Annotated in this window: 22 protein-coding genes and 1 other RNA gene; 15 read left to right on the forward strand and 8 right to left on the reverse strand. The window is 51.7% G+C overall.

Features of this window, described 5'->3' with window-relative positions; all coding sequences use genetic code 11:
* The first annotated feature begins 185 nt into the window (after nt 1–185).
* Nucleotides 186–662, forward strand: coding sequence for an HU family DNA-binding protein (locus KM934_RS09780; RefSeq protein ID WP_215760432.1), 477 nt, complete (start codon nt 186–188; stop codon nt 660–662).
* 76 nt (nt 663–738) lie between these two features.
* Nucleotides 739–837 (forward strand): smalltalk protein, encoded by a 99-nt coding sequence (locus tag KM934_RS09785; protein ID WP_215760433.1) that lies wholly within the window; start codon nt 739–741, stop codon nt 835–837.
* Between the two features lie 460 nt (nt 838–1,297).
* Here KM934_RS09785 and KM934_RS09790 read toward each other — a convergent pair whose 3' ends face one another.
* The 3 genes from KM934_RS09790 to KM934_RS09800 all read right to left on the reverse strand — a co-directional run bounded on the left by KM934_RS09790 (nt 1,298) and on the right by KM934_RS09800 (nt 5,708).
* The gene (locus KM934_RS09790; protein WP_215760434.1) at nt 1,298–2,044 is read right to left on the reverse strand and encodes a putative polyvalent protein kinase domain-containing protein; all 747 of its coding nucleotides are present in this window, start codon (nt 2,042–2,044) and stop codon (nt 1,298–1,300) included.
* A 530-nt stretch (nt 2,045–2,574) separates the two neighbouring features.
* Nucleotides 2,575–4,791, reverse strand: a complete 2,217-nt coding sequence (locus KM934_RS09795) for a tetratricopeptide repeat protein (RefSeq protein ID WP_215760435.1) — start codon at nt 4,789–4,791, stop codon at nt 2,575–2,577.
* 14 nt (nt 4,792–4,805) lie between these two features.
* Entirely contained in the window at nt 4,806–5,708 is a 903-nt protein-coding gene (locus KM934_RS09800; protein WP_215760436.1) for an ABC transporter substrate-binding protein, read from the reverse strand.
* A 75-nt stretch (nt 5,709–5,783) separates the two neighbouring features.
* Here KM934_RS09800 and radA point away from each other — a divergent pair, with 75 nt between their 5' ends.
* From radA to KM934_RS09815, 3 genes are all read left to right on the forward strand, one after another.
* Nucleotides 5,784–7,208 carry a DNA repair protein RadA gene (radA, locus tag KM934_RS09805; protein ID WP_215760437.1) on the forward strand — a complete coding sequence of 475 codons (1,425 nt, stop codon included), beginning with the start codon at nt 5,784–5,786 and terminating at the stop codon, nt 7,206–7,208.
* A gap of 28 nt (nt 7,209–7,236) precedes the next feature.
* Entirely contained in the window at nt 7,237–7,896 is a 660-nt protein-coding gene (gene queC / locus KM934_RS09810) for a 7-cyano-7-deazaguanine synthase QueC (protein ID WP_215760438.1), read from the forward strand.
* Between the two features lie 149 nt (nt 7,897–8,045).
* Entirely contained in the window at nt 8,046–9,299 is a 1,254-nt protein-coding gene (locus KM934_RS09815) for a phosphoglycerate kinase (RefSeq protein WP_215760439.1), read from the forward strand.
* 215 nt (nt 9,300–9,514) lie between these two features.
* On the opposite strand, the gene KM934_RS09820 is transcribed toward KM934_RS09815, so the two are convergent.
* Both KM934_RS09820 and KM934_RS09825 read right to left on the reverse strand, forming a co-directional pair.
* On the reverse strand, nt 9,515–10,150 hold the full coding sequence (locus tag KM934_RS09820; RefSeq protein ID WP_215760440.1) for an HAD family hydrolase: 636 nt from the start codon (nt 10,148–10,150) through the stop codon (nt 9,515–9,517).
* Nucleotides 10,125–10,904 carry a carbohydrate-binding module family 20 domain-containing protein gene (locus tag KM934_RS09825; protein ID WP_215760441.1) on the reverse strand — a complete coding sequence of 260 codons (780 nt, stop codon included), beginning with the start codon at nt 10,902–10,904 and terminating at the stop codon, nt 10,125–10,127. Before KM934_RS09825 ends, KM934_RS09820 begins: the two co-directional genes overlap by 26 nt.
* Nucleotides 10,905–11,013: 109 nt before the next feature.
* On the opposite strand from KM934_RS09825, the gene mltG reads away from it, so the two are divergent.
* From mltG to KM934_RS09845, 4 genes are all read left to right on the forward strand, one after another.
* Nucleotides 11,014–12,060 (forward strand): endolytic transglycosylase MltG, encoded by a 1,047-nt coding sequence (mltG, locus tag KM934_RS09830; RefSeq protein ID WP_215760453.1) that lies wholly within the window; start codon nt 11,014–11,016, stop codon nt 12,058–12,060.
* Nucleotides 12,061–13,129: 1,069 nt separating this feature from the next.
* A complete protein-coding gene (locus tag KM934_RS09835) occupies nt 13,130–14,845 on the forward strand; it encodes a glutamine--tRNA ligase/YqeY domain fusion protein (RefSeq protein ID WP_215760442.1) in 1,716 nt (571 codons plus the stop codon).
* A 41-nt stretch (nt 14,846–14,886) separates the two neighbouring features.
* Entirely contained in the window at nt 14,887–16,320 is a 1,434-nt protein-coding gene (locus tag KM934_RS09840; RefSeq protein WP_215760443.1) for a tetratricopeptide repeat protein, read from the forward strand.
* 61 nt (nt 16,321–16,381) lie between these two features.
* The gene (locus KM934_RS09845; RefSeq protein WP_215760444.1) at nt 16,382–17,017 is read left to right on the forward strand and encodes a DedA family protein; all 636 of its coding nucleotides are present in this window, start codon (nt 16,382–16,384) and stop codon (nt 17,015–17,017) included.
* Between the two features lie 106 nt (nt 17,018–17,123).
* On the opposite strand, the gene KM934_RS09850 is transcribed toward KM934_RS09845, so the two are convergent.
* From KM934_RS09850 to rnpB, 3 genes are all read right to left on the reverse strand, one after another.
* Nucleotides 17,124–17,522: a YkvA family protein gene (locus KM934_RS09850; protein ID WP_215760445.1), complete on the reverse strand. Its 399-nt coding sequence runs from the start codon at nt 17,520–17,522 to the stop codon at nt 17,124–17,126.
* A gap of 23 nt (nt 17,523–17,545) precedes the next feature.
* The gene (locus KM934_RS09855) at nt 17,546–17,977 is read right to left on the reverse strand and encodes a hypothetical protein (RefSeq protein WP_215760446.1); all 432 of its coding nucleotides are present in this window, start codon (nt 17,975–17,977) and stop codon (nt 17,546–17,548) included.
* A gap of 100 nt (nt 17,978–18,077) precedes the next feature.
* An RNA gene (gene rnpB / locus KM934_RS09860) (RNase P RNA component class A) lies at nt 18,078–18,464 on the reverse strand.
* A 373-nt stretch (nt 18,465–18,837) separates the two neighbouring features.
* On the opposite strand from rnpB, the gene KM934_RS09865 reads away from it, so the two are divergent.
* The 6 genes from KM934_RS09865 to KM934_RS09890 all read left to right on the forward strand — a co-directional run bounded on the left by KM934_RS09865 (nt 18,838) and on the right by KM934_RS09890 (nt 23,702).
* A complete protein-coding gene (locus tag KM934_RS09865) occupies nt 18,838–20,310 on the forward strand; it encodes a Do family serine endopeptidase (RefSeq protein WP_215760447.1) in 1,473 nt (490 codons plus the stop codon).
* Between the two features lie 341 nt (nt 20,311–20,651).
* Complete coding sequence (locus tag KM934_RS09870; protein ID WP_215760448.1) at nt 20,652–21,512, forward strand: sigma-70 family RNA polymerase sigma factor; 861 nt, start codon at nt 20,652–20,654, stop codon at nt 21,510–21,512.
* Between the two features lie 65 nt (nt 21,513–21,577).
* A complete protein-coding gene (locus KM934_RS09875) occupies nt 21,578–21,991 on the forward strand; it encodes a hypothetical protein (RefSeq protein ID WP_215760449.1) in 414 nt (137 codons plus the stop codon).
* Between the two features lie 3 nt (nt 21,992–21,994).
* Nucleotides 21,995–22,885, forward strand: a complete 891-nt coding sequence (locus KM934_RS09880; protein WP_215760450.1) for a hypothetical protein — start codon at nt 21,995–21,997, stop codon at nt 22,883–22,885.
* Nucleotides 22,858–23,352, forward strand: a complete 495-nt coding sequence (locus tag KM934_RS09885; protein WP_215760451.1) for a S24/S26 family peptidase — start codon at nt 22,858–22,860, stop codon at nt 23,350–23,352. Before KM934_RS09880 ends, KM934_RS09885 begins: the two co-directional genes overlap by 28 nt.
* A gap of 62 nt (nt 23,353–23,414) precedes the next feature.
* A complete protein-coding gene (locus KM934_RS09890) occupies nt 23,415–23,702 on the forward strand; it encodes a PqqD family protein (RefSeq protein WP_215760452.1) in 288 nt (95 codons plus the stop codon).
* The last annotated feature ends 498 nt before the right edge of the window (nt 23,703–24,200 follow it).

Here is a 24,200-nt window from a genome sequence, read left to right on the forward strand (position 1 = left end):
TGCGTTAGCCAAAATTCGTTCAAATTGGGAATCGTAAAACGATTACATCAATTCGTTAATTCGAGAAATTCGTTGTTGCGCCGTCTGAGGCTAAAAATGAAATTCATTCGGGGTGAGAGAGAGAAGGAAAAATTATAACCAAATATATTTAATGTTTAACTAAAAAATTTCAGGAGGACAAAACTATGAGTATTCGTTATCGCAAGTATCAGGAGAAGCGCGAGGGCAACAAGAACTACGGCAAGTGGTACGGCCGCGCCGTGCATCTCAACAACGTGAGCACCAAGGAGCTGGCCGAGGAGATCGCACACGCCACCACCGCCACCTACGCCGACACGCTCGCCGTGCTCAACGAGCTATCCGTGGCCCTGCGACGCCACCTGCTCAACTCCGACCGCGTGGAGATTGAGGGGCTCGGAGCCTTCAAGGTGGGCATCAGGACCGTGGCGGCAGCCACCTCGGCCGACTTCGGCGCGCAGAACGTCAAGGGCTACAAGGTGCTCTACCAGCCCTTCAAGCGCTTCGTGGGCAACGGACAGGTCACCGACAAGAACCGCCGCGCCGGCAGCTACGTGATGTATCTGCTCGAGGGCGTGACCGCCAAGGAGGCGCCCAAGAACGTCGTGGTCGACTCGAAGGACGTTTCCGACCCCAAGGTGTAGCGCCCAAAGCCGTGAGCAAGCCATCGAAGCCGTGAGCAAGCCATCGGAGTAATGAACCAACAAACCAACAGGAGCCATGAACAAGGACAAGTGGAAGACCCTGCTCAACCTCATCGTAACCATCCTCACCGCCATAGCAGCCACGCTCACCACGCAGAGCTGCATGGGGGTGTAGGGGAAAGCGGAGGAGTCGAAGAGCCAAAGGGCCAAAGGGCCGAAGAGCCAAAGCGACATCGCCGAGCCCACATAGTTTGATTTTAGTAGCCAATACGTTCTCGTCAGAGAGCCCATGAGGGAGCACCGGTTGCAGCGATTGCAATCGGCGCTTTTTTTGATTCATCACCCCGAATGGCTTTCTCTTTTTAGCCTCAGACGGCATCTGCGCGCATCAGCGGGATCTGTGGGAGAATAAAAAAACGCACCCTTGTTACATTGTTTCATGTTACATGTTACAATAAGGTGGTTCCACATGTCGCATCCGTCACACCCTTGCCATTCTACCTCGCCCTAAGCCATCCGGACAGGCTATGTAGCATGGCGGCGTCGGGCGGCGTAAACTCGAACGAGTAGAAAGGGGGCTTAACAAGAGCTGGTTTGCTCCTCTCAACTTATGGTGAGGAATGAATAGAGCAGCCCTATATGCATCTTGAATTATAGAGATAATTCCATACTTCCAAAGCGGGTCTTTTCAATCTGATGATTGGATCGATGAAATACAACCTCCCGTCTTCGTCGCATAGTACATTGTCGCTAAGATTTGAAATATCAGTTATCGCCAAGTATTCATTTCCATAGAAATACTTGTCTTCTTTGGATAAGCCGAGATTGTTCCGAAGATAATCGTCTATCATTTGTTGAGTTGGCACTCTAAACATAGCCGAAATGTTTTTTTGCTGCAATACGATTCTGATACCTTTGATATCTTCTGATATTCCGATGAAGCGGTATCTGGTATTAGGGAATAACATGTTGTGTATCAGATGCTCGTAGATGATATCCTCCGGATGTGTCTGCTTCAAAGGAGCCTTGGAAAATGGAGATTTCATCTTGGTAAAGACACTTGCGTCTTTGCTTAAAAAGACAACACTCTCTCCTGTTGGAATCATCCGTTGGGTGCCGAATTTATTCCAATCAGCCTTATCTATATATAAGCCGTGCTTCTTGGCAATACCAATCAGCCGATTACATTCCGCTTCCTCAGCAGTTCGCGAGCTTTGCCTGATATTTCCATGTCGTTGAGCGGATACCCCAGTCTCAAACACTCGAATATCGCTTCGGTCGCTATCTGCCTGTACTTTTTGCTCACGTTCATAAGATATTCGAGAGCCGTTTGACCGCTTACCAAATATATAGTCGATAATTTTTCTTCCATAATTCTCCATTTTGGTGTTTTTGTGCAAATATACGCCAATTATTTTGAAACAGCCAATGATTTAGCGAGATTTATCCATATCATTTATTTGTGGTAAAATACGGTTCTTGAAATACGTATGGTTGGCGTCGCTTTGCCAAGAGGGTTTTACCGAAGGGTGTGCCACCTCCTCCATATACATTTATTGTTACATGTTACATTAAGGTGGTTCCGCATGTCGCACGTTTCATAATGTTGAATGGTCCAAGGCGGGCTGAAGTCCAAGAATACGCATAGCCCAGTCAACCCAAGGCGGGCTGAAAGCCCAATGGCCTCCATAGCCCTTCTGCGTGCCCGTTCTGACTTCCACACATACAACTCTCCGCCTGCGAAAAATCTGTGCCATCTGCCGCGCCAAAGGCGCGATCTGTGGAAGCCCATCACCCCGAACGGCATCTGTGCAAATCCGTGAGATCTGTGGGAAAATAAAAACGTTACATTGTTACATGTTACATGTTACAATAAGGTGGTTCCACATGTCGCCATCCGCGGGGCGCGCCCCTACTGCTCCCGATGCCGTTCCACGAGGTCGGCCATGATCTTGCGGTCCGCCTCATCCACCTCGTATCGGTCGAGCAATGCCTTGTCGGCCGCCAACTGCTCGCGGACGGTTAACGTTTGGCGAGGCGCTGACTTGTAGGCCGCCATGCCGCCAGCCATGAGGCGCACAGCCTCATCGATGCGACCCTCAAACCAGCAGCAGTAGGCCGCGTTGACCGAATCGGTGGCCACACGCTTGTCCGACGCAAGGAGCGTGGTGTAGATGCTGTAAGCCTGCTGCGTGTTTTTCATCCACAGCTCGGCCCATGCCAACGCGCGCTTCACGTTGAGGTCGTCGGGATGCTCATAATGGAGCTTGAAGAGCATCTGCCGCGCCTCGTCGGCCTTGCCACAGTTGAGAAGTGAGACCGACAGGTAGAGGGCGCAGTTGCGGTTGTCGGGATGCAGCGCCAGCATAGCCCTGTAATGCTTGGCCGCCTCCTCAAAATGGGCCTGGTGGAAGCAAGCCTGCGCCAGGGAGCGGATGGCCTGCTCGTCGTGGGGCTGCATGCGCAGCAGCTGGCGGCAGGCCTTCTCTGCCTTGGCATACTGCTTGAAATGGAGGGCCACACAACCCTCCATGCGCAGGTCGTCGGCGTTCTGGGCATCGTAATAGGCCTGAAGAAGGGCCGACAACAACGCAAACTTCTTCTGCTTGAGCAAGAACAGCTGCATGTTGCGCGCCTCGTCGGCCATCGCATGGGTGAAGATCGGGGCAGACAAAAACACATGGTTCTCGTCGAACGGGTTGGCAAAACGCTTGCGGCCATCGTTCAACATGGCAAACCGATAAAGGTCTTGCAGGTATTTTCGGCGGATATAGGCCTTGCCCTGTGGGCCATCGCCTTCGGGCATGCCCGATTGCAGCTCGCCCTGCTCCATCATGTTGCGGAGGCTCTCGGGCAAACTGCTGAAGACCGACGAGACGCCAAGCGTAAAGCTATACTTGTCGGAGTCGCAGAAAGGTCCATGCAGCATGAGTTGCTTGATGAAGTTCGACTGCAACAAGCCTTGCGTAAGATGCTGCAGCTGTGGATGTTCCGTATAGAACGGCATAAACCAGTTGCAAAGCGTATAGAAGAAGGAGAAGCGCTTCATGTGGGAGAAGCCGCCAAAATAGATGTCGGCCCCACGCTTCTGCATATCAGAAATCTTTTGGAAACTCGCCTCGAGCTCCTCCATCTTCCTGTCGTCGTCGGGGTGCAGAATATCCATCATAGGGTCCTCCTCTTTCTCCTTGATGCCAAACCGCGAAACCTCGAAGTTCTGGTTCTTCATGATGTTGGGCATGATGTCGTTGCGGAGCGTCTCTTGGTCGCGTGCCGCGTTCTGGCAGAACACCACCTGCTTCTGCAGTTGCAGCACCTCCTTGCGCACCTCGGGCTTGGCAAGGAGGTCGGCAACCCGCTCACCCACCTCAGGAAAGAGCGCGAACCCATCGTTGCCAACGGCAAACACCCATCCCACGAGGGCCCGTTGGCGGATGGCCTCGTCGTCGGCCAGGGAGAACACCTCGGTCAGGGCGATGGCCTTTTGCGGATCGGGTACGTTGAGGGTGGCCATGGTGATGGCCGACACCAGCGTCAGCGCATCCATGGCGTCGATGGTGGGCGAAGAGAGCAAGCGCGCCATGTCGTGCGCCATGTCGGCGTTCCATTGGCTGGAAACCACAATGGCGTTGAACAGGTTGCGCATGAAGTTGAAATGCGCCTCATAGAGCTCCTTGGAGCGTTGCTGGCGCACCTGCTCCTCGTCTAACGAGAGCATGGCCACGTCCTGCACATGCTTCACCAGCTTCTGCTCGATGCCCGTTGGGTCGAGCTTGGTGCTGGCCGTGAGCCGAACCAACGGGGAGAAGAACGGGTCGTACTTACGCTCAACCTCCACCTCCATGTTGCGCAGCAACGACGACATGCCCCTCACCAAACGGCCGTAGAGCGCGTTGCGCTGAGGGTCCTTGAAGCCCTTGAGCATAAAGTCGGCCATGAGGCGATAATCGTTCTCAAACTCTTCCAGCGCCTCGCTGGAGAAAGCCCCTGGCGTTTGGCCCTGCAACAGCCGTATGCCCTGCAAAGCCTGCGCGAAGTCGTGGCTTTCCACAAGTTGCCCATGGAGGTTGGCTATTTGCTGAATGAGCTCCACCCCATCCTTTTGTTGTTGGTCGTTTACCGTCTGCATCGTTTTCCGAATCGTTACTTGGCACGCTCAAGGTCTGCCTGTCGTGGCGCCGAGGCGTGCGGATATTTCATATTGGGGAGGGCGTTGATGGTCTTCTCGTCGGCGCCCATGTATTTGGCGATGACCGGGGCGTAATGGCGCACCCCGTTCTTGTTGATAGAGTCGCACATCTGGTTGTACACCTTAATAAAAAGCGAGAGCTGGCGCTTTCGGTCGGCGTCCTTCATGGCTTTCTCGCTAAAGGCTATAACACCCAGCCTGATGTCCTTGCTCTTGGTGTCGAGCAGCACCGTGTTCTTCCACAGACGCGCCGTAGTGGCCTGGGGCTCAGGGAGCAGCATGGCGTCCATCTCGTTGTTGAGCAGCATGCGCAGCCTTGTTTGCACATCATTGACCTGTATGCGGAACACGTCGCCCTTGGGCTTCGCCTCCCGCACGGCCAAGTCGGCGAGATAGTCGGTGGCCGAGAAACGCGTCATGGCTATCATCTTCTCAGCCAGTTGGGCCACGCTTTTCACGCGCGCCGTGCGGTTGGCTACCAGTTGCCAGGAGGCGTTGGTGGCCGCCACATACTGAAGGGGCGTGCCCATGCGGCGCAACCTCTCGGTGCGAACCAAATCGGACACCACGCCCTCCACATAGCCGTTGGCAATGAGCGTGTCGCCATCTATCTGGGCGTTGCATTGGCGAAGGTGCACATCCACCCCCGCCTGCTTAAAGCAGCTGTCGGCAACGGCCACGAAAAGCGGCAGGCAGTCCATCGTGGGCGTGGTGGCTATCTTGAGGGCGGCCGAATCGGCGCGCAACAAGGCTTTGCGTTGTTCACGACTCAGCCTCCGCTGTTTCTTCACATCCGCGCCGCACGAGGCGAGCACGGCAAGGAGGGCTATTATCAAACACAACTTCATATTATTCATAATTGCAAAGTTACGAATAAAAATTTTGTAATACTGAGAAAAATATATTATTTTTGCCTAAAATTAATAGTGCTCATGGCAAAAGACAAGACGATGTTTGTGTGTTCCCATTGCGGATACGAGTCGGCCAAGTGGTTGGGCAAATGCCCCTCGTGCGGCCAATGGTCCACGTTTAAGGAGATAAAGGTTGCGGCCGACTATGGCACGGCAGCCGCCAAACAAGCGGCCCTGTCGGTAAGGCAAGGCAAGGCGGGCGGCGTGAGCGACCCGCGCCGCAACCATCCGGTGAAGCTCCACGACATCTCGCATGAGGCCGAGCCACGCATCGACACCCACGACGAGGAGCTCAACCGCGTGTTGGGCGGCGGCATCGTGCCAGGCAGCATCATCCTCTTGGGCGGCGAGCCCGGCATAGGAAAATCCACGCTGACCCTGCAAACCATCCTTAGCATGCCTGAGCGCAACATCCTGTATGTAAGCGGAGAGGAGAGCTCCCACCAAATAAAGATGAGGGCCGACCGACTGCGCCCCACCAGCGCACAGGGCGAGACGCCCAGGGGCGAGGTGTTCGTGCTTTGCGAAACATCGCTCGAGAACATCTTCGCCGAGATACAGGAGGTGCACCCAGAGCTGCTCATCGTAGACTCCATACAAACCATCGCCACCGACACCGTCGACTCGTCACCCGGAAGCATCACCCAGGTGAGAGAGTGCGCGGCGGCCTTGCTGCGCTTCGCCAAGACCAGCGGCGTGCCCGTCATCCTCATAGGCCATATAAATAAGGAAGGCACATTGGCCGGACCGAAGATCCTGGAGCACATCGTCGACACGGTCATCCAGTTTGAGGGCGACCAACATTACATGTACCGCATCCTAAGAAGCATCAAGAACCGATTTGGAAGCACCTCCGAACTGGGCATCTACGAGATGGGGCAAGAGGGCCTGCGACAGGTGTCGAACCCCTCGGAGCTGCTGCTCACCGAAGACCACGAAGGCCTGTCGGGCATAGCCATCTCGTCGGCCATCGAAGGCGTGCGACCGTTCCTGGTGGAGACGCAAGCGCTCGTTTCCACAGCCGCCTACGGCACGCCACAGCGCTCGGCCACAGGGTTCGACCAGCGAAGGCTCAACATGCTGCTGGCCGTGCTGGAGAAGCGCGTGGGATTTAAGCTCATACAGAAAGACGTGTTCCTGAACATCGCGGGAGGCCTGCGCGTGACCGACATGGCCATGGACCTCAGCGTCATAGCCGCCGTGCTCTCGAGCAACGTCGACACGCCCATCGAGGCGGGATGGTGCATGGCGGGCGAAGTGGGACTCAGCGGCGAGGTGCGTCCCATCAGCCGCGTGGAGCAACGCATATCGGAGGCCGAGAAGTTGGGGTTTACCCACATGATCATCCCCGCATACAACTTAAAAAGCATCGACAAGAAAAAACACAAAATACAACTGCATCCGGTCAGGAAGGTGGAGGAGGCCCTTCGGTTCCTGTTTGGATAAGCACATTCAAAAAAAACGTTAGCAAACCATGAAAGATTCAGTAATCATCGTAAGTGGCGGCATGGATTCCATCACCATGCTCTATGAGTTTAAGGACCAAATAGCGCTGGGCGTGAGTTTCAACTACGGCAGCAACCACAACAACCGCGAGATTCCATTCGCAGAGATGCATTGCAAGCGCCTCGGCATACCGCATATCACCATCGACCTCGGCTTCATGCCACAATACTTCAAGTCGAGCCTTCTTGAAGGGGCCGACGCCATTCCCGAGGGCAACTACGACGAGGAAAACATGAAGTCGACCGTGGTGCCCTTCCGCAACGGCATCATGCTGAGCATAGCCATAGGCATAGCCGAGAGCAACCACCTGAAACACGTGCTGATGGCCAACCACGGCGGCGACCACACCATCTATCCCGATTGTCGCCCCGCATTTGTAGACGCCATGTCGGCGGCAGCCCAGGCGGGCACGTTTGAGGACGTAACCATTGAGGCACCCTACACCAACATCACAAAGGCCGACATAGCGCGCCACGGAAAGCAACTGGGCATAGACTACAGCGAGACGTGGAGCTGCTACAAGGGCGGAGAGGTGCATTGCGGACAATGTGGCACCTGCCGGGAACGCCAGGAAGCCCTCCGCGAGGCAGGCATCGCCGACACCACGGAGTATGAAAACCCCGCATAGAAAGCCCGCTCCTTGCCAAGATTCTCTGGCAAACACAGCAACATTATATAAAAAAGCAAAAAATGTGGCTTAGCGGGTATACAATCTCTCATCTTTTTAGTAACTTTGCCGTGCAAAAAGATTATTTTTCATTTAACACATAAGATAAAATGACAATTGACGAATTCAACTTTTCAGGCAAGAAAGCCATTGTTCGTGTAGATTTCAACGTACCATTGGATGAGAATGGCAATGTGACTGACGACACCCGTATTCGCGGTGCCCTCCCCACATTGAAGAAGATCCTGGCCGATGGCGGGTCTGTCATCATGATGAGCCACATGGGCAAGCCCAAGGGCAAGGTGAACCCCAAGCTCAGCCTGCAGCAGATTGTTGGCAAGGTGTCAGAGCGCCTGGGTGTCGACGTGAAGTTCGCTCCCGACTGTGGCAACGCTGAGAAGGAGGCTGCAGCCCTGCAGCCCGGAGAGGCCCTGCTGCTCGAGAACCTGCGCTTCTACCCCGAGGAAGAGGGCAAGCCTGTAGGTGTCGAGAAAGGCACTCCTGAGTTTGACGAGGCCAAGAAGGCCATGAAGGAAAGCCAGAAGAAGTTCGCCCAGAAGTTGGCTTCTTACGCCGACGTCTATGTCAACGACGCTTTCGGCACAGCTCACCGCCGTCACGCTTCAACCGCTGTCATCGCCGACTACTTCGAGCAGGACGCCAAGATGCTTGGCTACCTCATGGAGAAGGAGGTTACTGCTATCGACAACGTGATGAAGAACGCACAGCACCCCTTCACAGCCATCATCGGCGGATCTAAGGTAAGCTCTAAGCTCGGCGTCATCAAGAACCTGCTCGACAAGGTCGACAACCTGATCATTGGCGGCGGCATGGGTTACACATTCATCAAGGCACAGGGTGGTAGCATCGGCGACTCGCTCCACGAGGACGACTTGATGCCCGAGGCTCTCAACGTGATCGAGGAGGCCAAGAAGAAGGGCGTGAACCTCAGCCTCTCGGTTGCCACCGTTTGCGGCCGCGAGTTCTCTAACGACACCGCTCGCTCAGTATTCCCCATCTTCTCTATCCCCGAGGGTTGGGAGGGCATGGATGCCTCTGAGGAGAGCATCGCTGCTTGGAAGGAAATCATCATGAGCTCTAAGACCATCCTGTGGAACGGTCCTGTGGGCGTGTTCGAGTTTGAGAACTTCGCACACGGTACCGGCGAGATCGCCAAGACCGTTGCCAAGGCCACTCAGGAGAATGGCGCTTACTCACTCATCGGCGGTGGCGACTCTGTGGCTGCCATCAACAAGTTTGGCTTGGCCGACAAGGTGAGCTATGTGTCAACAGGTGGTGGCGCTATGCTCGAGGCTATCGAGGGCAAGGTGCTTCCCGGTGTGGCTGCCATCAAGGGCGAGTAAAACCAAGCCTGCACTTCAAGACTGAGCTTATATAAATAAGGATAGGTCTAAAAAAGCATAAAGCCTTTCGCAATCATCGTGTTGCGAAAGGCTTTTCTTATTTCCCCTTTCATCATTTGGCGAAAGGCTTTGCTTATTTCCCTTTCATCATTTGGCGAAGGGCTTTGCTTATTTCCCTTTATTTGCGTTTTCTTCCCCGCCTTCTCGCGGTCGTCCTAAACAATTTCGGAGGGCGAAGACACAAGGTGCGTGGCACCATGCTCCAAAAGAAACTCCTTGCTTCGGAAACCCCACAGCACGCTGATGCATGGCATGTGGCTGTTGCGCGCCGTATCGATGTCCACGTCGCTGTCGCCAATGTAGACGGCAGTATCGGGCGAGGCTTCCAACTGGCGCAATGCCTCCTCCACCGTGTCGGGGGCGGGCTTCTTGCGGATGTCGGGACGTTCGCCAATGGCCACCTCCACATAGTCGCCAAAGAAATGCTTCACCAACTCTTGCGTGGCAGCATAAAACTTATTGCTTACCACCGCCAACTTGGCGCCCTGGCCCTTCAGGCGACCCAACATTTCCAGCACGCCCGGATAGGGTGCCGTGGTGTCCAAGTTGTGAACCATGTAATGCTCACGAAACGCAGCATAACATTCCTCGAAGCGAGGATTGTCAACACCCTGAGGAATAGCGCGTTCCATAAGTTTCTTCACTCCGTTACCTACAAATCTTCTTACCTCATCGATGGTTCGCTCGGGCATGCCGCACGACCGCAAGGCATAGTTGCAACTTGCGGCCAAGTCGGTCAGCGTGCTCAGCAATGTGCCATCAAGATCAAATATATAGCTCTCGTATTTCATGATTCGTTATATCGTCTATCCCAAGCAACTCGTCGTGGTAAACCAACTTGCACTTCGTGCGGATGTTTCCACCATAAATAACCAGTTGCTCGCCATCTTCCAGTCGTATCACATCGGCCTTGCGATTGTCGCCACTCTCCCACTCCACAATGTCGTGGGTGGCTTTGTCGACAACCACATACTTGAACTCGAACGGGAACACCATAGCGTAGGCGTTGATGGTAAGCATCCAGTCGCCATCGCCCACATAATGCATGGGAAGATAGCGACGCACATTCCAAACGCCCAACGTCGGCTCACTACCAAGCACCGCCACCAAACAGTTCTCGCGTACCTGAGGTGCCGATATGCGGAATATGACGCTGCAGTTGAAGCACGGCATGGAGCCAACCTGCTTTGCCTCTCGCTCTTGACTCACGGGATAGATATAGTGCTGCAAAGACAGGTCGCGCCAAATGTCATGAAAGATGTAATTTCGCGACACATCCAAGCCGAACATGCGAGGAACGGCGTTCCATTCCTTACGCATCACCTTGCCCGCATCATCCTCAACCTGATAAGTGTAAACAAGATAGCGGATGGGAACATGGGTAAACACAATGCCTGCCGTCTCCACGGTCCATGTATCGCCGTCGTCGGTGCGCATGGGCTCGTTCACATCGCGCACATGCCCATCCTTGTCTATATAACGGATACACACGTGCATCGACTGCCCAAAGGGCGTTTTGTACCTTATGCTGAAATTCAACTTCATATTGCAAAGATATATAATTCCGCTTAAAATGCTAAAAGATAAAGGAAGAATGTTTTGAAAAATCATCCTTTTCATGTAACTTTGCATCAGTTTACAATCGCAATAAATGATGAAAAACAACTGCAAGAAAAAATATCTCACGCCTGCAGCGTTATGCCTTTTGGCTTTGCTCGGCATTGGATATTATTATTTTTTCACATCCTTCACAGGCAAGAACGAAACTTGCTACGTCTACGTCGACGACGACGACAACTACGACTCGTTGCTCGTGAAGCTACAACCCTTTGCCACCACACACGGATTGCACGCCTTCAAAACCCTTTCGCGCCACAGCAATCTGGTGAAACACGTGCGCACAGGACGATTCGCCATCAAGCCGTCGATGGGCGCGTTCGTGACATTCAGACACATCAAGAACGGGATGCAAGAGCCTGTGAACCTCACGGTTCCATCCGTTCGCACCATGCAGGACCTTGCTGAGGTGCTGGGCAACAAACTCATGCTGGATAGCGCCACCATCGCCCAGGCGCTCAGCAACGAGGACACTTGCCACGCCTATGGCTACGACACCACGACAATAGCCGCTCTGTTCGTGCCCAACACCTACGACATCTACTGGAACATCTCGCTCAGCGGATTGCTACGCCGCATGCAAAAGGAGAACAAACATTTCTGGAACGACACACGCTTGGCCAAGGCCAAAGACCTGAAGTTGACACCCGAGGAGGTTGCCACGCTCGCCAGCATTGTTGACGAGGAAACGGCCAACAACAAGGAGAAGCCTATGATTGCGGGTATGTACTACAACCGACTGATGCTCCGCGACGCCGAATACCCCAACGGCATGCCGCTCCAGGCCGACCCCACCATCAAGTTTGCCCTCAAGCGCTTCGAGCTCAAGCGCATCTACCACGACATGCTCCATGTTAGCAGCCCCTATAACACCTACGTCAACCCTGGCCTGCCCCCTGGACCTATCCGCATAGCCAGCGTGGCGGGTATCGACGCCGTGCTCAACATGGTGCACCACAACTACCTCTACATGTGCGCCAAGGAAGACTTCAGCGGAACCCACAACTTCGCCACCACCTATCAAGAGCACATGAACAACGCCCGTCGTTATTCGGCTGCGCTCAACCAGCGAGGAATCAAGTAAACTTCTGAACAGGCAACCAAGCGCCCCCTCAGGGCTTTACACATTAATCATTATAGGCAAAACGCAACCGCAACCCTATCGTAACACTTAACGGTAGGATTGCGGTTGCTTTTTGTATGTTGATGCGTGCAAGGAGAAATGAAAAATGGCGCTTGCTTCACAGCGAGCGCCATTAACTCTCAATAGGCATTAGTCTTCTTTAAGGTAAAAAGATTGTATTCAGGATAACGATTGCAAAAGTACGCATTTATTTCGATTCCACCAAGGATTTTCTAATTTATTTTCGATAATTTTTTTAGGGGATGGATTTTCGGTTCGTATATGCAATATGTGGCAAATACTACAAAAACCGAACATAGTTTGGCCTTTTTACACTTATTTTGCACATTCTCAAAAACACAGATAATGTAACAGGAAATTACCATTGGCCACACTTAGGATAAGCTATTTTACGCCTGCCAATCTTGTTTGACTAATTTCCTTACATTCTCAATAATTCTCACCTCGCTATATTCTATTAAAACTTGATGGATAAACGTTCTCTTACATTCCTCGCACGATCTGCCATCCGTTTCGGTAACATTATTATCAGGCAGAATATATAACAAACAAAAATGTTTTTTCCCTGTTTTGTTTCAAAGTCAAACATCAACAAATACGCCACTCCTGTCTCGTCTATCCTTTCCGAGCCCTACCATCCCTCCCCTTACGCCCCCTTGCCAAGCCGCAAAAGTGCAAGACCACAGAATATGTTACGCTTCTTTCAATAGAACAAAGATACAACCCCGCAACCGCCTCGTGGAACGTAATATCATTTTACCTCGTCTGTTTTTTCTAATAACAGGCAAGGAAAACCAAAATCGCAATCATAAATCAACACGATTCTTCGACAATTCTTCATAACGGCCTCTCCCAACCAATCTCACTCTTAGACGACTCGCCAACGCGCAGATCGACATAACTACACAATGCCACAACAATCAGTTGCACATTTTAACGCTACGATGATGAATTTTTGTAGATAAATGATTAACTTTGCAACAAATAATAATAGAATAAACAACACAAGATGGAAATCAAAGAAAACAACAGCGAAGAGAAGCGCAGCGTGAGTTTTGTTGAGCAGTTGATTGAGGAAGACCTTGCAGCTGGCAAGAACGGGGGCCGTTTGCAAACCCGCTTTCCGCCAGAGCCCAACGGCTATCTTCACATTGGTCACGCAAAGGCCATCTGCATGGACTTCGGTGCAGCAGAGAAATACAATGGCGTTTGCAACCTTCGCTTCGACGATACCAATCCCTCGAAGGAGAACAACGAATATGTAGAAAACATCCTTCACGACATCAGTTGGCTGGGATTCAAATGGGGAAACATCTATTACGCTTCCGATTACTTCCAGAAGCTGTGGGATTTTGCCGTTTGGATGATCAACAAAGGCATGGCTTATGTAGACGAGCAGACCTCTGAGCAGATCGCAGAGCAGAAAGGCACACCTACTACCGCTGGAACGCCAAGCCCATACCGCGACCGTCCCGTTGAGGAGAGCCTTCGACTGTTCGAAGCGATGAACACGCCTGAGGCTGTAGAAGGCTCGATGGTGCTTCGCGCAAAGCTCGACATGGCAAATCCCAACATGCACTTCCGCGACCCCATCATGTATCGTATCATACAGACCCCTCACCACCGCACAGGAACCAAGTGGCATTGCTACCCCATGTACGACTTCGCACATGGCCAGAGCGACTACTTTGAGGGTGTAACCCACTCTATCTGCACACTCGAGTTTGTGCCCCATCGTCCGCTCTACGATAAGTTTGTGGATTTCCTGAAGGAATATGATGGCACAGCAGAGAAAGGACTGAACGACTTCCGCCCACGACAGATTGAGTTCAACCGATTGAACCTCACTTATACCGTGATGTCGAAGCGCAAGCTCCACACTTTGGTCGACGAGCATCTGGTGAACGGATGGGACGACCCCCGTATGCCGACCCTGTGTGGCATGCGCCGTCGTGGCTATTCGCCCGAGTCTATCAAGAACTTCATTCAGTCAATAGGATACACTAAGTTTGACGCACTCAACGACATGGCTCTCTTAGAGGCCGCCGTACGCGACGACCTCAACAAGAAATCGACCCGCGTGTCAGCAGTTGTCGACCCCGTGAAGCTGGTTATCACCAACTATCCCGACGGACAGTCGGAAGAGATGGAAGCCATCAATAACCCCGAGGACGAGACTGCAGGAACACACACCATCACTTTCTCAAAGAATCTTTGGATCGAGCGGGCCGACTTCATGGAGGACGCTCCCAAGAAGTTCTTCCGTTTGGCACCGGGCAAGGAGGTTCGACTGAAGAACGCCTACATCGTGAAGTGCACCGGTTGCACAAAGGACGCAGAAGGAAACATCATCGAGATTCAGGCTGAGTACGACGCCGACAGCAAGAGCGGAATGCCAGGCGCCAACCGCAAGGTAAAGGGCACACTCCACTGGGTAAGCGCCGACCATTGCGTCAAGGCAGAGGTGCGCGAGTACGACCGTTTGTTCTTCGTGGAGAATCCTTCGGCCGACGAGCGCGACTTCCACGAGTTGCTCAATCCCGACTCTTTGCACGTGAACAACTGCTGCTACGTTGAGAAATACGCCGCAACACGCAAGCCTGGCGAGTACCTGCAGTTCCAGCGCATCGGCTACTTCATGGCCGATCCCGACACCACCGACGCCGCACCAGTATTCAACAAGACTGTGGGCCTCAAAGACGCCTGGGCTAAAAAGAACAAGTAATCTCTGTAATAAAGCAATTATTCTTCTTGGTAGTTCCTGAAATGAATAACCAATTTGATGACATATTAAAAAGATATGAAGCTGCCCGCTCTGCAGGCAGCTCCATTTATCTGGAACCCGACGACCTCACCGACATCGCCGAATACTATCACCTTCATGGTAGATTGACCGATGCCATAGAGGCCATCGATCTTGCCATCAACATGTTTCCTGGAGCAACGCAACCCTTGACCTTCAAGGCGCGTGTGGCTATATTGGTGAACAGGAATGCAGCCGAAGCCATGCAATGGGCCGAAAAGATAGACGACAAGACAGACCTCGACTATTATTATATTGTGGCCGAGATCATGGTTGCCGACCAACGCATAGACGAAGCCAACCAATATCTGAAAGCAAAGGAAAACGATGTCTGCGATGACGACCTTGAAGACTACTATCTTGACGTGGCTACCCTTTTTGCCGACTACTCGTGCACAGACATAACAGAAGAGTGGTTGAAAAAAAGTAGCCTGACCACCGACCCACAATACCGTGAGTTGCAGGGACGTGTGGCATTGGGGAAAGGGCAATTCGACCTATGCGAGCAGATATTCGACAAGTTGATCGACGACAACCCATACAACACCGACTATTGGAACACCATGGCGTTGGCGCAATTTCAACAGGGCGACACGACCGCTTGCATAGAGAGTTGCGACTATGCGTTGGCCATAGACCCCGTAAACGCCGACGCACACATCCATAAGGCAAACTCCTTGGCGATCATAGGCAACTATCCAGAAGCCATCAAGTTCTACAAGAAACTTCAGGCGCTTCAGCCTTATAGCGAGTCGCCCGACATGGGCATTGCATCGATTCTGGCTGCGCAAAACCACCCTCAAGAAGCGCTTGCCCACTTGAAGACGGCAGAGAAACTGGCTACAAGCACCTCACCCAACAAGTTGGAAATTCTCCGGCAACAATGCATCCTAAACGCCCAATTGGGCCATCGGGCCGAAGCGTTGGCCTGCATCAGGAAGATGGACGAGCTTCCCGACCGCAATACCGCAGAAAACAATGTGCTCAGAGGCTACCTTTATCTTCTTGAAAATCAACCAGAAGTAGCCCGCGTTTGGTTTAAGCGCGCCGTCGAAGCATCCAACAATGACCTACGTATACAAACGCTTATAGCTTATTCGACCTACGAATGTGGCTACACCCAGTTTGCCCACGACCTTTTTAGGGAAATCATGGATGGTGGTCTTGGCAAAAACATGCCTGAAGGATGGGCTTTCTTGGCATTGTGCGACGCCGACTTGGGGTTGCGTTCCGAGTTCTTGGCCGACCTGCATCAAGCTGTTCTGCAAGGCCCACTCAGGTCCAAGCCTATGCTCGAGGGCATTTTCCCAGAGGGAACGCCATTCGAAAATTACGAAGAATACGCCAAGGAGCACCCTGAGCTTGGCGCTTGGCCTACGAGCAGCCGAGAGAGCTAAATGCGTGAAAGCTATCCACGCTTCATCATTAATAACATTAACAATAACGATTTAAGAAAGAATGAGCATCATTTCAACCTTACTCTCCAATCTCAATTATGGCACCATCTTTTTCTTGATGCTTTTGGAGAGCACGGTCATACCTGTGCCGTCAGAATTGGTTGTGGCTCCTGCCGCTTATCATTCCGCAGCCGGAAACCTCGACATCTGGTTGGTTATCCTCTTCTCCACGTTGGGTGCCGACGCCGGCGCCTCCATCAACTACTTAGCGGGATGGTTGTTGGGAAGACCTGTCATTTGGCGTTTTGCCGATTCCAAACTGGGAAAGCTCTGCATGCTCTCACACGAGAAGATAGAGAAAAGCGAAGCTTATTTCAACAATCATGGCATGGTGGCCACCATCACAGGGCGCCTCATTCCAGGCATTCGCCACCTCATCTCCATTCCTGCAGGATTGGCAAAGATGCACTATTGGAAGTTCATGCTCTACACAACCATCGGTGCGGGGGCATGGAACTGCATATTGGCTACCATGGGGTGGTATCTCCACACCATCGTGCCCGAAGACCAACTGCATGACAAGATCTTGGAATACGGCGAATACATCAAGCTGGTCATTGTGGCTCTTGTAGTGATTGCCATCGCATACTTCACCATCAAATGGTTTATGAAGCGCAAAAGCAACAAAGCCCAATAAGCAACCACAAGGCCTAAACGCCGTGTTAAGCCACAAGGCATTGAAAACAAATAGGTCATTAGATGACAGATAGCACGTCTACCTTTTATCTAATGACCTATTTTCGTTATGCCTTCGGAGTGTCTTCGAAAAGATTGTCGGCTTCAAGAATCTCGTCTTCATCAAACCACTTCGACAGTTTTGCGTGGGCTTTCGCCTTTACATCCTCCGACACATCGCCCCAAATTTTCTTCAATACGAATATCAATACGGCCAAATCATCGCCCAAGCCAATGATTGGGAACGCATCGGGAACCACATCGAGGGGTGAAATGAGATAACCCAGGGCGCCTACTATAATGGCCTTGTCCTTAAGCGACACTTTGTCACTCTCCAATGTGTAGTATAAAATCAGCGCCGCATACACCAACTTTGCGCCAGCGCGCTTGGCAATGCGCGAAATCTTCTCGGCAAACCCACTCTCGGTGAACCTGTCCTTGTATGCCATAAAATCAGGTAATTCCATAATCTAATCGCCTTATCTGTAATTTATTCGTGATTGCGTACGTATTTTTCAATATCGCTAACATACTCACTCACATCCTTATTCGAACGCTTCAAAGAAGCCAATTTGCTATTTGTGACAACCATCCTAACCGCCTTAATGGCGCATGCCAAAGCCAAGCCCATACCTATTCCCACCATCAACGACCATTTACCCCAAGGCAACATCGACTCGGGAAACGCGCTGAGGATAAGCGTCGGAATGATGGCTATGATGCCATAAACCGTCAACTGCGACCGTTGTGAACCCTCACGGTCAAGCACTATCTGGTAGTCGTAAAGATAATCGTCCACCATTTTCTTCGTCAAACGATAGTCGTCCAGCTTCGGAAAGCCAGCATCGTCCTCATGGCGCTCTATCATCCCTTGCACCTTGTGCTCGTAGTCGTCAAGCAAATTGGGTTGGAGCTCTTTCATCTGTCTTGTCAAAAATAAATGGTTACATACAAATAACTAAAATAACTCGATAATTATTATACCTGCGCTACAAAAAAATGAAGCGTAGTATAATAAAAAGTAAGGCAGCACCCTGGTAAGCCGGGTTCTGTTTCCCCTTATGAAATAAGGAGAGCTCCATCATTTATCCAGTCGACAAGTCACCCTGCCGCTCAAGCGTTCTACCCTCCATCGTCAGGCTCAAGGCCTGTCGGGCAGGCAACCCTTAATGACGATGGTATACATGAACTTGCAGCCTCCAGCCGACACAGCTCTGCGATCACCCGCAGACTGGTGGTCTCTTACACCACCTTCTCACCCTTGCTCCTCCACGTGGGAGGGGCGGTTATTTTCTTCTGCCTACACCTGCCGTCGCCGACAGCTTCCATTTTCAGAAGTGGAGCGCCTTATGCTGCCCGGACTTTCCTCTCGCACCTCAAGGATGCCAGCGATAGAGCCGGGGTACTGCCTTACAAACTGCAAAAGTAGCAAATAAAATTGAGACAGGTGCAACGAAACGTAAGATTTTAGAGCCCATCCGTTAGATTTTGCCACATGTATCCGTTAATGTGCGAAGATTAGCGACACATCATCCTGCCAAAATTGGCATAACAAAACGAATGTAAATATTAGACGTTTTCTGCTAAAGAAGCGTTAAGTGTTAAAATCAAAGTGTTAAAATGGGATAAAGTAGACCGACAATATGGCACATTTACAATTTTTGCGCCTATATTTGCATGCGTTAATGACGTGGACCATCCGCACATATAAATCAGGAAATGGGCACGGCTCATGGTTGAAAACCAAACAGATAAAAAAAGAAAACAACAAACCATAAACGTATGAAAAAGTATTCCAGTTACTTGATCGTTGGCCTTAGCGTTGTAGCGCTGGCCTTCTCTACCGGATCATTCATCAAGGTGAACGCTGCCACCGAGCAGACGGTTGCGGGACAACCCGTCGATTTGACCTACGCCTCACAAAAGGCGCTTCCCGCTGTGGTGCATATCAAATATGTACAAAACTCAAAGGTTCAGACGGTTGAGGTACAAAGCGACCCCTTCTCCGACTTCTTCTCCGACCCCTTCGGATTTTTCGGCAATCCACAGGGCAATGGAGGCAAGCAGAAGCGAAAAATCCAAACTCCAAAGAGGGAAGCCACAGGCTCTGGTGTCATCATTAGCACAGACGGCTATATCGTCACCAATAACCATGTGGTAAATGGTGCCGACGAACTGACCGTAACGCTCAACGACAACCGCGAATTCAATGCACGCATCATTGGAACCGACCCCACCACCGACTTGGCCCTTATCAAGGTGGATGGCAAGAACCTGCCCACCCTGCCCATCGGCGACTCCGACAAGTTGAAGGTTGGCGAATGGGTCATCGCCGTTGGCAACCCCTTCGGCCTTAACAACACGGTAACGGCTGGAATCGTTTCGGCCAAGGCCCGCGGACTGGGCGGACAGAGCGATGGTCCCAACATCTCAAGTTTCATTCAGACCGACGCAGCCATCAATCCGGGCAACTCAGGTGGCGCCCTGGTCAACTCTCAGGGCGAGTTGGTGGGCATCAACGCCATGCTCTATTCTCCCACAGGATCCTACACGGGCTATGGCTTTGCCATTCCCACAACCATCATGAACAAGGTGGTAGAGGACTTGAAGAAATACGGCACCGTGCAAAGAGCCGTTCTCGGCATTACGGGTGGCGACGTGCTCAACTATATCAACCAGCAGAAAGAGGCTGGCAAGGAGGTCGACCTCGGAACCAACGAGGGCGTTTATGTCGACAAGGTGGAAGACGGTAGCGCAGCCTCTGCTGCCGGATTGGAGAAAGGCGACGTCATTGTCTCCATCGACGGAAAGAACATCAGCAAGATGGCCGAATGTCAGGAGATCATGAGCAGCAAGCGCCCAGGCGACAAGGTTACCCTTACATGGTTGCACAACAAGAAGAAGCAAACCAAGACCGTTACCGTGAAGAACGCCCAGGGCAACACCAACGTGGTGAAAATTGCCGATCTCGACGTGCTCGGCTCAAAGGTGATTCCTGTAAGCAACGAGTTGAAAAAACAACTTGACATCAGCTACGGCTTGCAGGTGAAGGATGTGAAGAGTGGTGCGTTCAAGGACGCAGGCATTAGCGACGGCTTCATCATCCTCACAGCCAACGACCAGCAGATGAAGGAGATATCCGATCTGCAGAAAGCTGTCAAGGAGGCTTCTACCAGCAAGAACCCCGTGCTCTTCATCACAGGCATATGGCCATCAGGAAAGACCGACTATAAGGCTGTTAGGGTGGGCGAATAAATTCCACGAAACACGCCATTACATCATATAAGCATCGAAGGCGGAGCACTTGTTTAAGCGCTCCGCCTTTTTGGCTTCTCATCCCCATTGCTCCACAACGGACCGATTCTTCCATGCGCATCAACGTCATAACGGGCTACGCCAAAAGAACAGCCCACAAGCCCGACTGCAAAAACAAACATCGGCAAGGGGCGAAAAGAGTCTCAAGACGCCTTAAATTGCCACCAATTTCTGCCTATAAACGATTTGGCAAAAAAATAATCACTATTTTTTGATGAAAAGAAACATTACTATTTTATTTTTTGTACCTTTGCAATCAAACTAACTGCCACAGACCTAAGATGAGACAACTGAAAATCACAAATTCAATCACCACCAGAGACAGCGTGTCTTTGGAGATTTACCTACAGGAAATCAGCCATGAGAAGCTCCTCTCCACCGAAGAGGAGGAAGATTTGGCTAGGCGCATACGTGAAGGCGACAAAAAAGCATTGGAACGCCTCACCAAAGCCAACCTGAGATTTGTGGTTTCGGTTGCCAAGCAATACCAAAACCAAGGACTATCCCTGCCCGACCTTATCAACGAGGGCAACCTGGGACTGATTAGGGCTGCGGAAAAGTTCGACGAGACAAGGGGATTCAAATTTATCTCCTACGCCGTGTGGTGGATTCGCCAAAGCATCCTGCAAGCCATCGCCGACCAAAGCAGGCTGGTACGCCTGCCACTCAACCAAGTGGGGTCGGTCAACAAGGTAAGACGAATCGTCAGCAAGTTTGAGCAAGAGAACGAGCGCCTGCCAAGTCTCGATGAACTCTTGGACAAGATCGACATTCCTGAGGACAAGCTCAAGGATGTCATCAACGCACGAGGCAAGCAGGTCTCTGTCGACGCCCCGCTGTCTAACGACGAGGGCAACAACCTGTTGGAGATGCTCCCAAACGACAACACGCCCAATACCGACAACCAGTTGGTTCTGGAGTCGCTACAAGAGGAGATTGGACGGTCGCTGCAAACGCTCAGCGTAAGGGAGCGCAACATTCTGGAGGCGTTCTTCGGAATAGGCCAACCCGAGATGACCCTTGAGGAAATTGGAGAGAAGTATGGGCTCACCCGAGAGCGCGTACGCCAACTTAAGGAGAAAGCCATACGTCGACTGCGACACGACGACCACAGCAAGCGACTAAAGTCGTACTTGGGATGATGGCTCACAAGGGCATATTGGCCCTCAACAACAGGGTACAAAAGATCATAAAGACAACAAGGATAATGAACTCGAAAAAGATTATTATGACATTGGCAGCCATGCTTCTTACTACAGGAGCATGGGCTGCGCTGAAGCCAAAGACCATTTACGTCTATGGATTTGCCGCATCGTTCAACGATTCAACGGTTTATTTCACAGACATACAACAGGTGGATTCGGCATACATCGACAGCAAGACGAAGTTCCTTTATAGCCGCGAAAACTATTCTTATCAGTTGCGCGATTACTTGGACAACATTGGCTTCAAGAACGCCACGTGCACCACGTCGTTTGCCACCACCAAGAAAGAAGCCGAAAAGAAATACCTTGCCTTGCGCAAAAGATACCTGGGAGGCGGAAACTATAACATCCACTATCTCAAGGAGTCGGAGTTTCGCTTCCAACCCATCTCGGGCGACATTGAGATTATCAAGTAACGAATGGAGAAGGTTTGCCGCTTTTGCATAGCCGACTTTCATGTTGAAATCGTCTTCCAAGGAGATGGTGCCAACTCGTTGCGACTCATTCCGTCGTTTGAGCCTTTCCGCGTTAATGACAAGACGACGCAACCTCTTTTCCGCCTGATAGTAGACGACGACCTGAGCCCCTTCCCCAAGGCGAGAAGGGAGCGTATTCGCGAATTCGACACGGGCAACGGCCTAACAGTTGTGGATCGGCTCGACCAAGGTGGCTACCAATACATTATAAGAAACCTCGATGGCGCCGACTGTTGCCTGCTGATAACCAACAACGATTTCAGCGAATGTCGTTGTGCGCTCAATGGCAACTACAACATGCGTTGTTTTGGACTCAACAATGCGCTCATGCTGGCCTTCGCTTTTGCCTCAAGCAGGCAACAATGCTTGCTGATCCACGCCTCGCTGGTGCGACAAGAGGGATACGGCTACGCTTTTGTTGCCAAGAGCGGCACAGGCAAATCCACACAGGTGAGCATGTGGCTACGCCATCTTCCCGGATGCGACCTCATGAACGACGACAATCCCATCATCAGGATCATTGAGGGACAGCCCTACATCTACGGCAGTCCATGGAGTGGCAAGACACCCTGTTACCGCAACGTGAAGGCACGGCTGGGCGCCGTAACCACTATTGTCAGGGCAGAGGCCAACCACGTGGAGCGCCTGCGCCCCATAGAGGCTTTTGCGTCGCTGCTACCCGCATGCTCCACCATGAAATGGGACGAGCCCACCTACCGCCTAACCTGCGACGCCATTACCCATATCGTAGAAAGCACGGGCATCTACGCGCTCCATTGCTTGCCCAACCCTGAATCGGCTATTGTATGCAACAGAACCATCAAAGTGAAATAATCGGTCACGAAAAGCTAATACCCAACGCCATCCTGCTGCCCGAAATAGTGAAGCTCATGGATGAGGGCCACACCGTAACCATCCGCCTGAGAGGGTTCTCCATGCGACCCTTCCTGGAGGACAACCGCGACAAGGCGTTGCTAACAAAGGCCATCAACCCAAAAGTGGGCGATCCCGTGTTGGCCGAAACGCAACCCGGTGTTTACGTCTTGCATCGCATCGTCAGTATTGATGGCGCCCACGTGGTACTCAGGGGCGATGGCAACCTACTTTGCGAACATTGCCAAATAAGCGACGTTAAGGGTGCGGTGGTCGGGTTTTACCGTAAGGGACGCACCACCCTCGACAGGACCGATGGGCGCAAATGGAGAGTTTACTCGTACCTATGGACCCGCCTCTACCCCATTCGCCGATGGCTGCTGGCCTTTTACCGCCGTATATGGATTCCCCTGTTTGGCGTGGCGTAACAATACAAGGACCAATCGGTCTTCACTTTTTACAGTAAAAACATCATCATCAACACACCATCATGAAAACAAAACCCGGTTTCAACATCCGCAACGTTTGTGGCGAGAATATCCTTGTAGCTGAGGGCAAGGAAAATATGGACTTCAGCAACATCATCAGCATGAACGAGAGTTCCGCCTTCTTGTGGAACGAGGTGCAGGGTAGCGAATTTACCATTGAGGACATGGCCAAGATTCTTACCGACAATTACCAGATCGACGACAACACGCCCCTTCCCATGGCTACCGCCTTGGCCGACGCACAAGCTGTGGCCAGACAATGGAGGGAATGTGGCATTATCGACGACTGATCGGAACGAGGCACATCTACACGCCCTCCTAAAGGCAGGACATGTGGTTGATGCCAACACCCTGCAATGTTACCGCAGTCATCTCACATATGACGAATTGAATCACCTTCTCTCCACCTCCTCAGGCGGTGCCTTACGCCCATGCAGCACGCATTGCGCGAAATGCTGATAACGGCAGCCCCCACACCCTTTCGTAAAAAGAGATCTGCGAACGACTATGGCCAAAGAAGCCGTATGCCAACGATACGCTTTACACGCTTGTGAGAAGAACAAAGCCCATCATCGAGGCGAATAGCCAACTCCTTATCACGTTAGAGGAAAGAGCTACACGTTAGCAATCAAGGTGTAAACGGGAGTTGCGATATGGTTACCCCCCTATTGTAATATGTAACATTACTAGTGATGCGATATTAATCGCTTAACTATAGTTATATATTTGATATTTAGGGATGCTCGTAAATCAGTCAAAAACAACCTAACGATCTAATTGTCAGTGTT

It is taken from the genome of Hallella faecis, from assembly GCF_018789675.1.
GTDB lineage: Bacteria > Bacteroidota > Bacteroidia > Bacteroidales > Bacteroidaceae > Prevotella > Prevotella faecis.

Coding starts and splice junctions, on each gene's coding strand:
- KM934_RS09795 (WP_215760435.1), bottom strand. CDS start 4,791: ATGCAGACGGTAAACGACCAACAACAAAAGGATGGGGTGGAGCTCATT.
- KM934_RS09835 (WP_215760442.1), top strand. CDS start 13,130: ATGGAAATCAAAGAAAACAACAGCGAAGAGAAGCGCAGCGTGAGTTTT.
- KM934_RS09890 (WP_215760452.1), top strand. CDS start 23,415: ATGAAAACAAAACCCGGTTTCAACATCCGCAACGTTTGTGGCGAGAAT.
- queC (WP_215760438.1), top strand. CDS start 7,237: ATGAAAGATTCAGTAATCATCGTAAGTGGCGGCATGGATTCCATCACC.
- KM934_RS09865 (WP_215760447.1), top strand. CDS start 18,838: ATGAAAAAGTATTCCAGTTACTTGATCGTTGGCCTTAGCGTTGTAGCG.
- KM934_RS09880 (WP_215760450.1), top strand. CDS start 21,995: ATGGAGAAGGTTTGCCGCTTTTGCATAGCCGACTTTCATGTTGAAATC.
- KM934_RS09885 (WP_215760451.1), top strand. CDS start 22,858: ATGCAACAGAACCATCAAAGTGAAATAATCGGTCACGAAAAGCTAATA.
- mltG (WP_215760453.1), top strand. CDS start 11,014: ATGAAAAACAACTGCAAGAAAAAATATCTCACGCCTGCAGCGTTATGC.
- KM934_RS09840 (WP_215760443.1), top strand. CDS start 14,887: ATGAATAACCAATTTGATGACATATTAAAAAGATATGAAGCTGCCCGC.
- KM934_RS09815 (WP_215760439.1), top strand. CDS start 8,046: ATGACAATTGACGAATTCAACTTTTCAGGCAAGAAAGCCATTGTTCGT.
- KM934_RS09800 (WP_215760436.1), bottom strand. CDS start 5,708: ATGAATAATATGAAGTTGTGTTTGATAATAGCCCTCCTTGCCGTGCTC.
- radA (WP_215760437.1), top strand. CDS start 5,784: ATGGCAAAAGACAAGACGATGTTTGTGTGTTCCCATTGCGGATACGAG.
- KM934_RS09850 (WP_215760445.1), bottom strand. CDS start 17,522: ATGGAATTACCTGATTTTATGGCATACAAGGACAGGTTCACCGAGAGT.
- KM934_RS09855 (WP_215760446.1), bottom strand. CDS start 17,977: ATGAAAGAGCTCCAACCCAATTTGCTTGACGACTACGAGCACAAGGTG.
- KM934_RS09820 (WP_215760440.1), bottom strand. CDS start 10,150: ATGAAATACGAGAGCTATATATTTGATCTTGATGGCACATTGCTGAGC.
- KM934_RS09870 (WP_215760448.1), top strand. CDS start 20,652: ATGAGACAACTGAAAATCACAAATTCAATCACCACCAGAGACAGCGTG.
- KM934_RS09875 (WP_215760449.1), top strand. CDS start 21,578: ATGAACTCGAAAAAGATTATTATGACATTGGCAGCCATGCTTCTTACT.
- KM934_RS09845 (WP_215760444.1), top strand. CDS start 16,382: ATGAGCATCATTTCAACCTTACTCTCCAATCTCAATTATGGCACCATC.
- KM934_RS09790 (WP_215760434.1), bottom strand. CDS start 2,044: ATGGAGAATTATGGAAGAAAAATTATCGACTATATATTTGGTAAGCGG.
- KM934_RS09785 (WP_215760433.1), top strand. CDS start 739: ATGAACAAGGACAAGTGGAAGACCCTGCTCAACCTCATCGTAACCATC.
- KM934_RS09780 (WP_215760432.1), top strand. CDS start 186: ATGAGTATTCGTTATCGCAAGTATCAGGAGAAGCGCGAGGGCAACAAG.
- KM934_RS09825 (WP_215760441.1), bottom strand. CDS start 10,904: ATGAAGTTGAATTTCAGCATAAGGTACAAAACGCCCTTTGGGCAGTCG.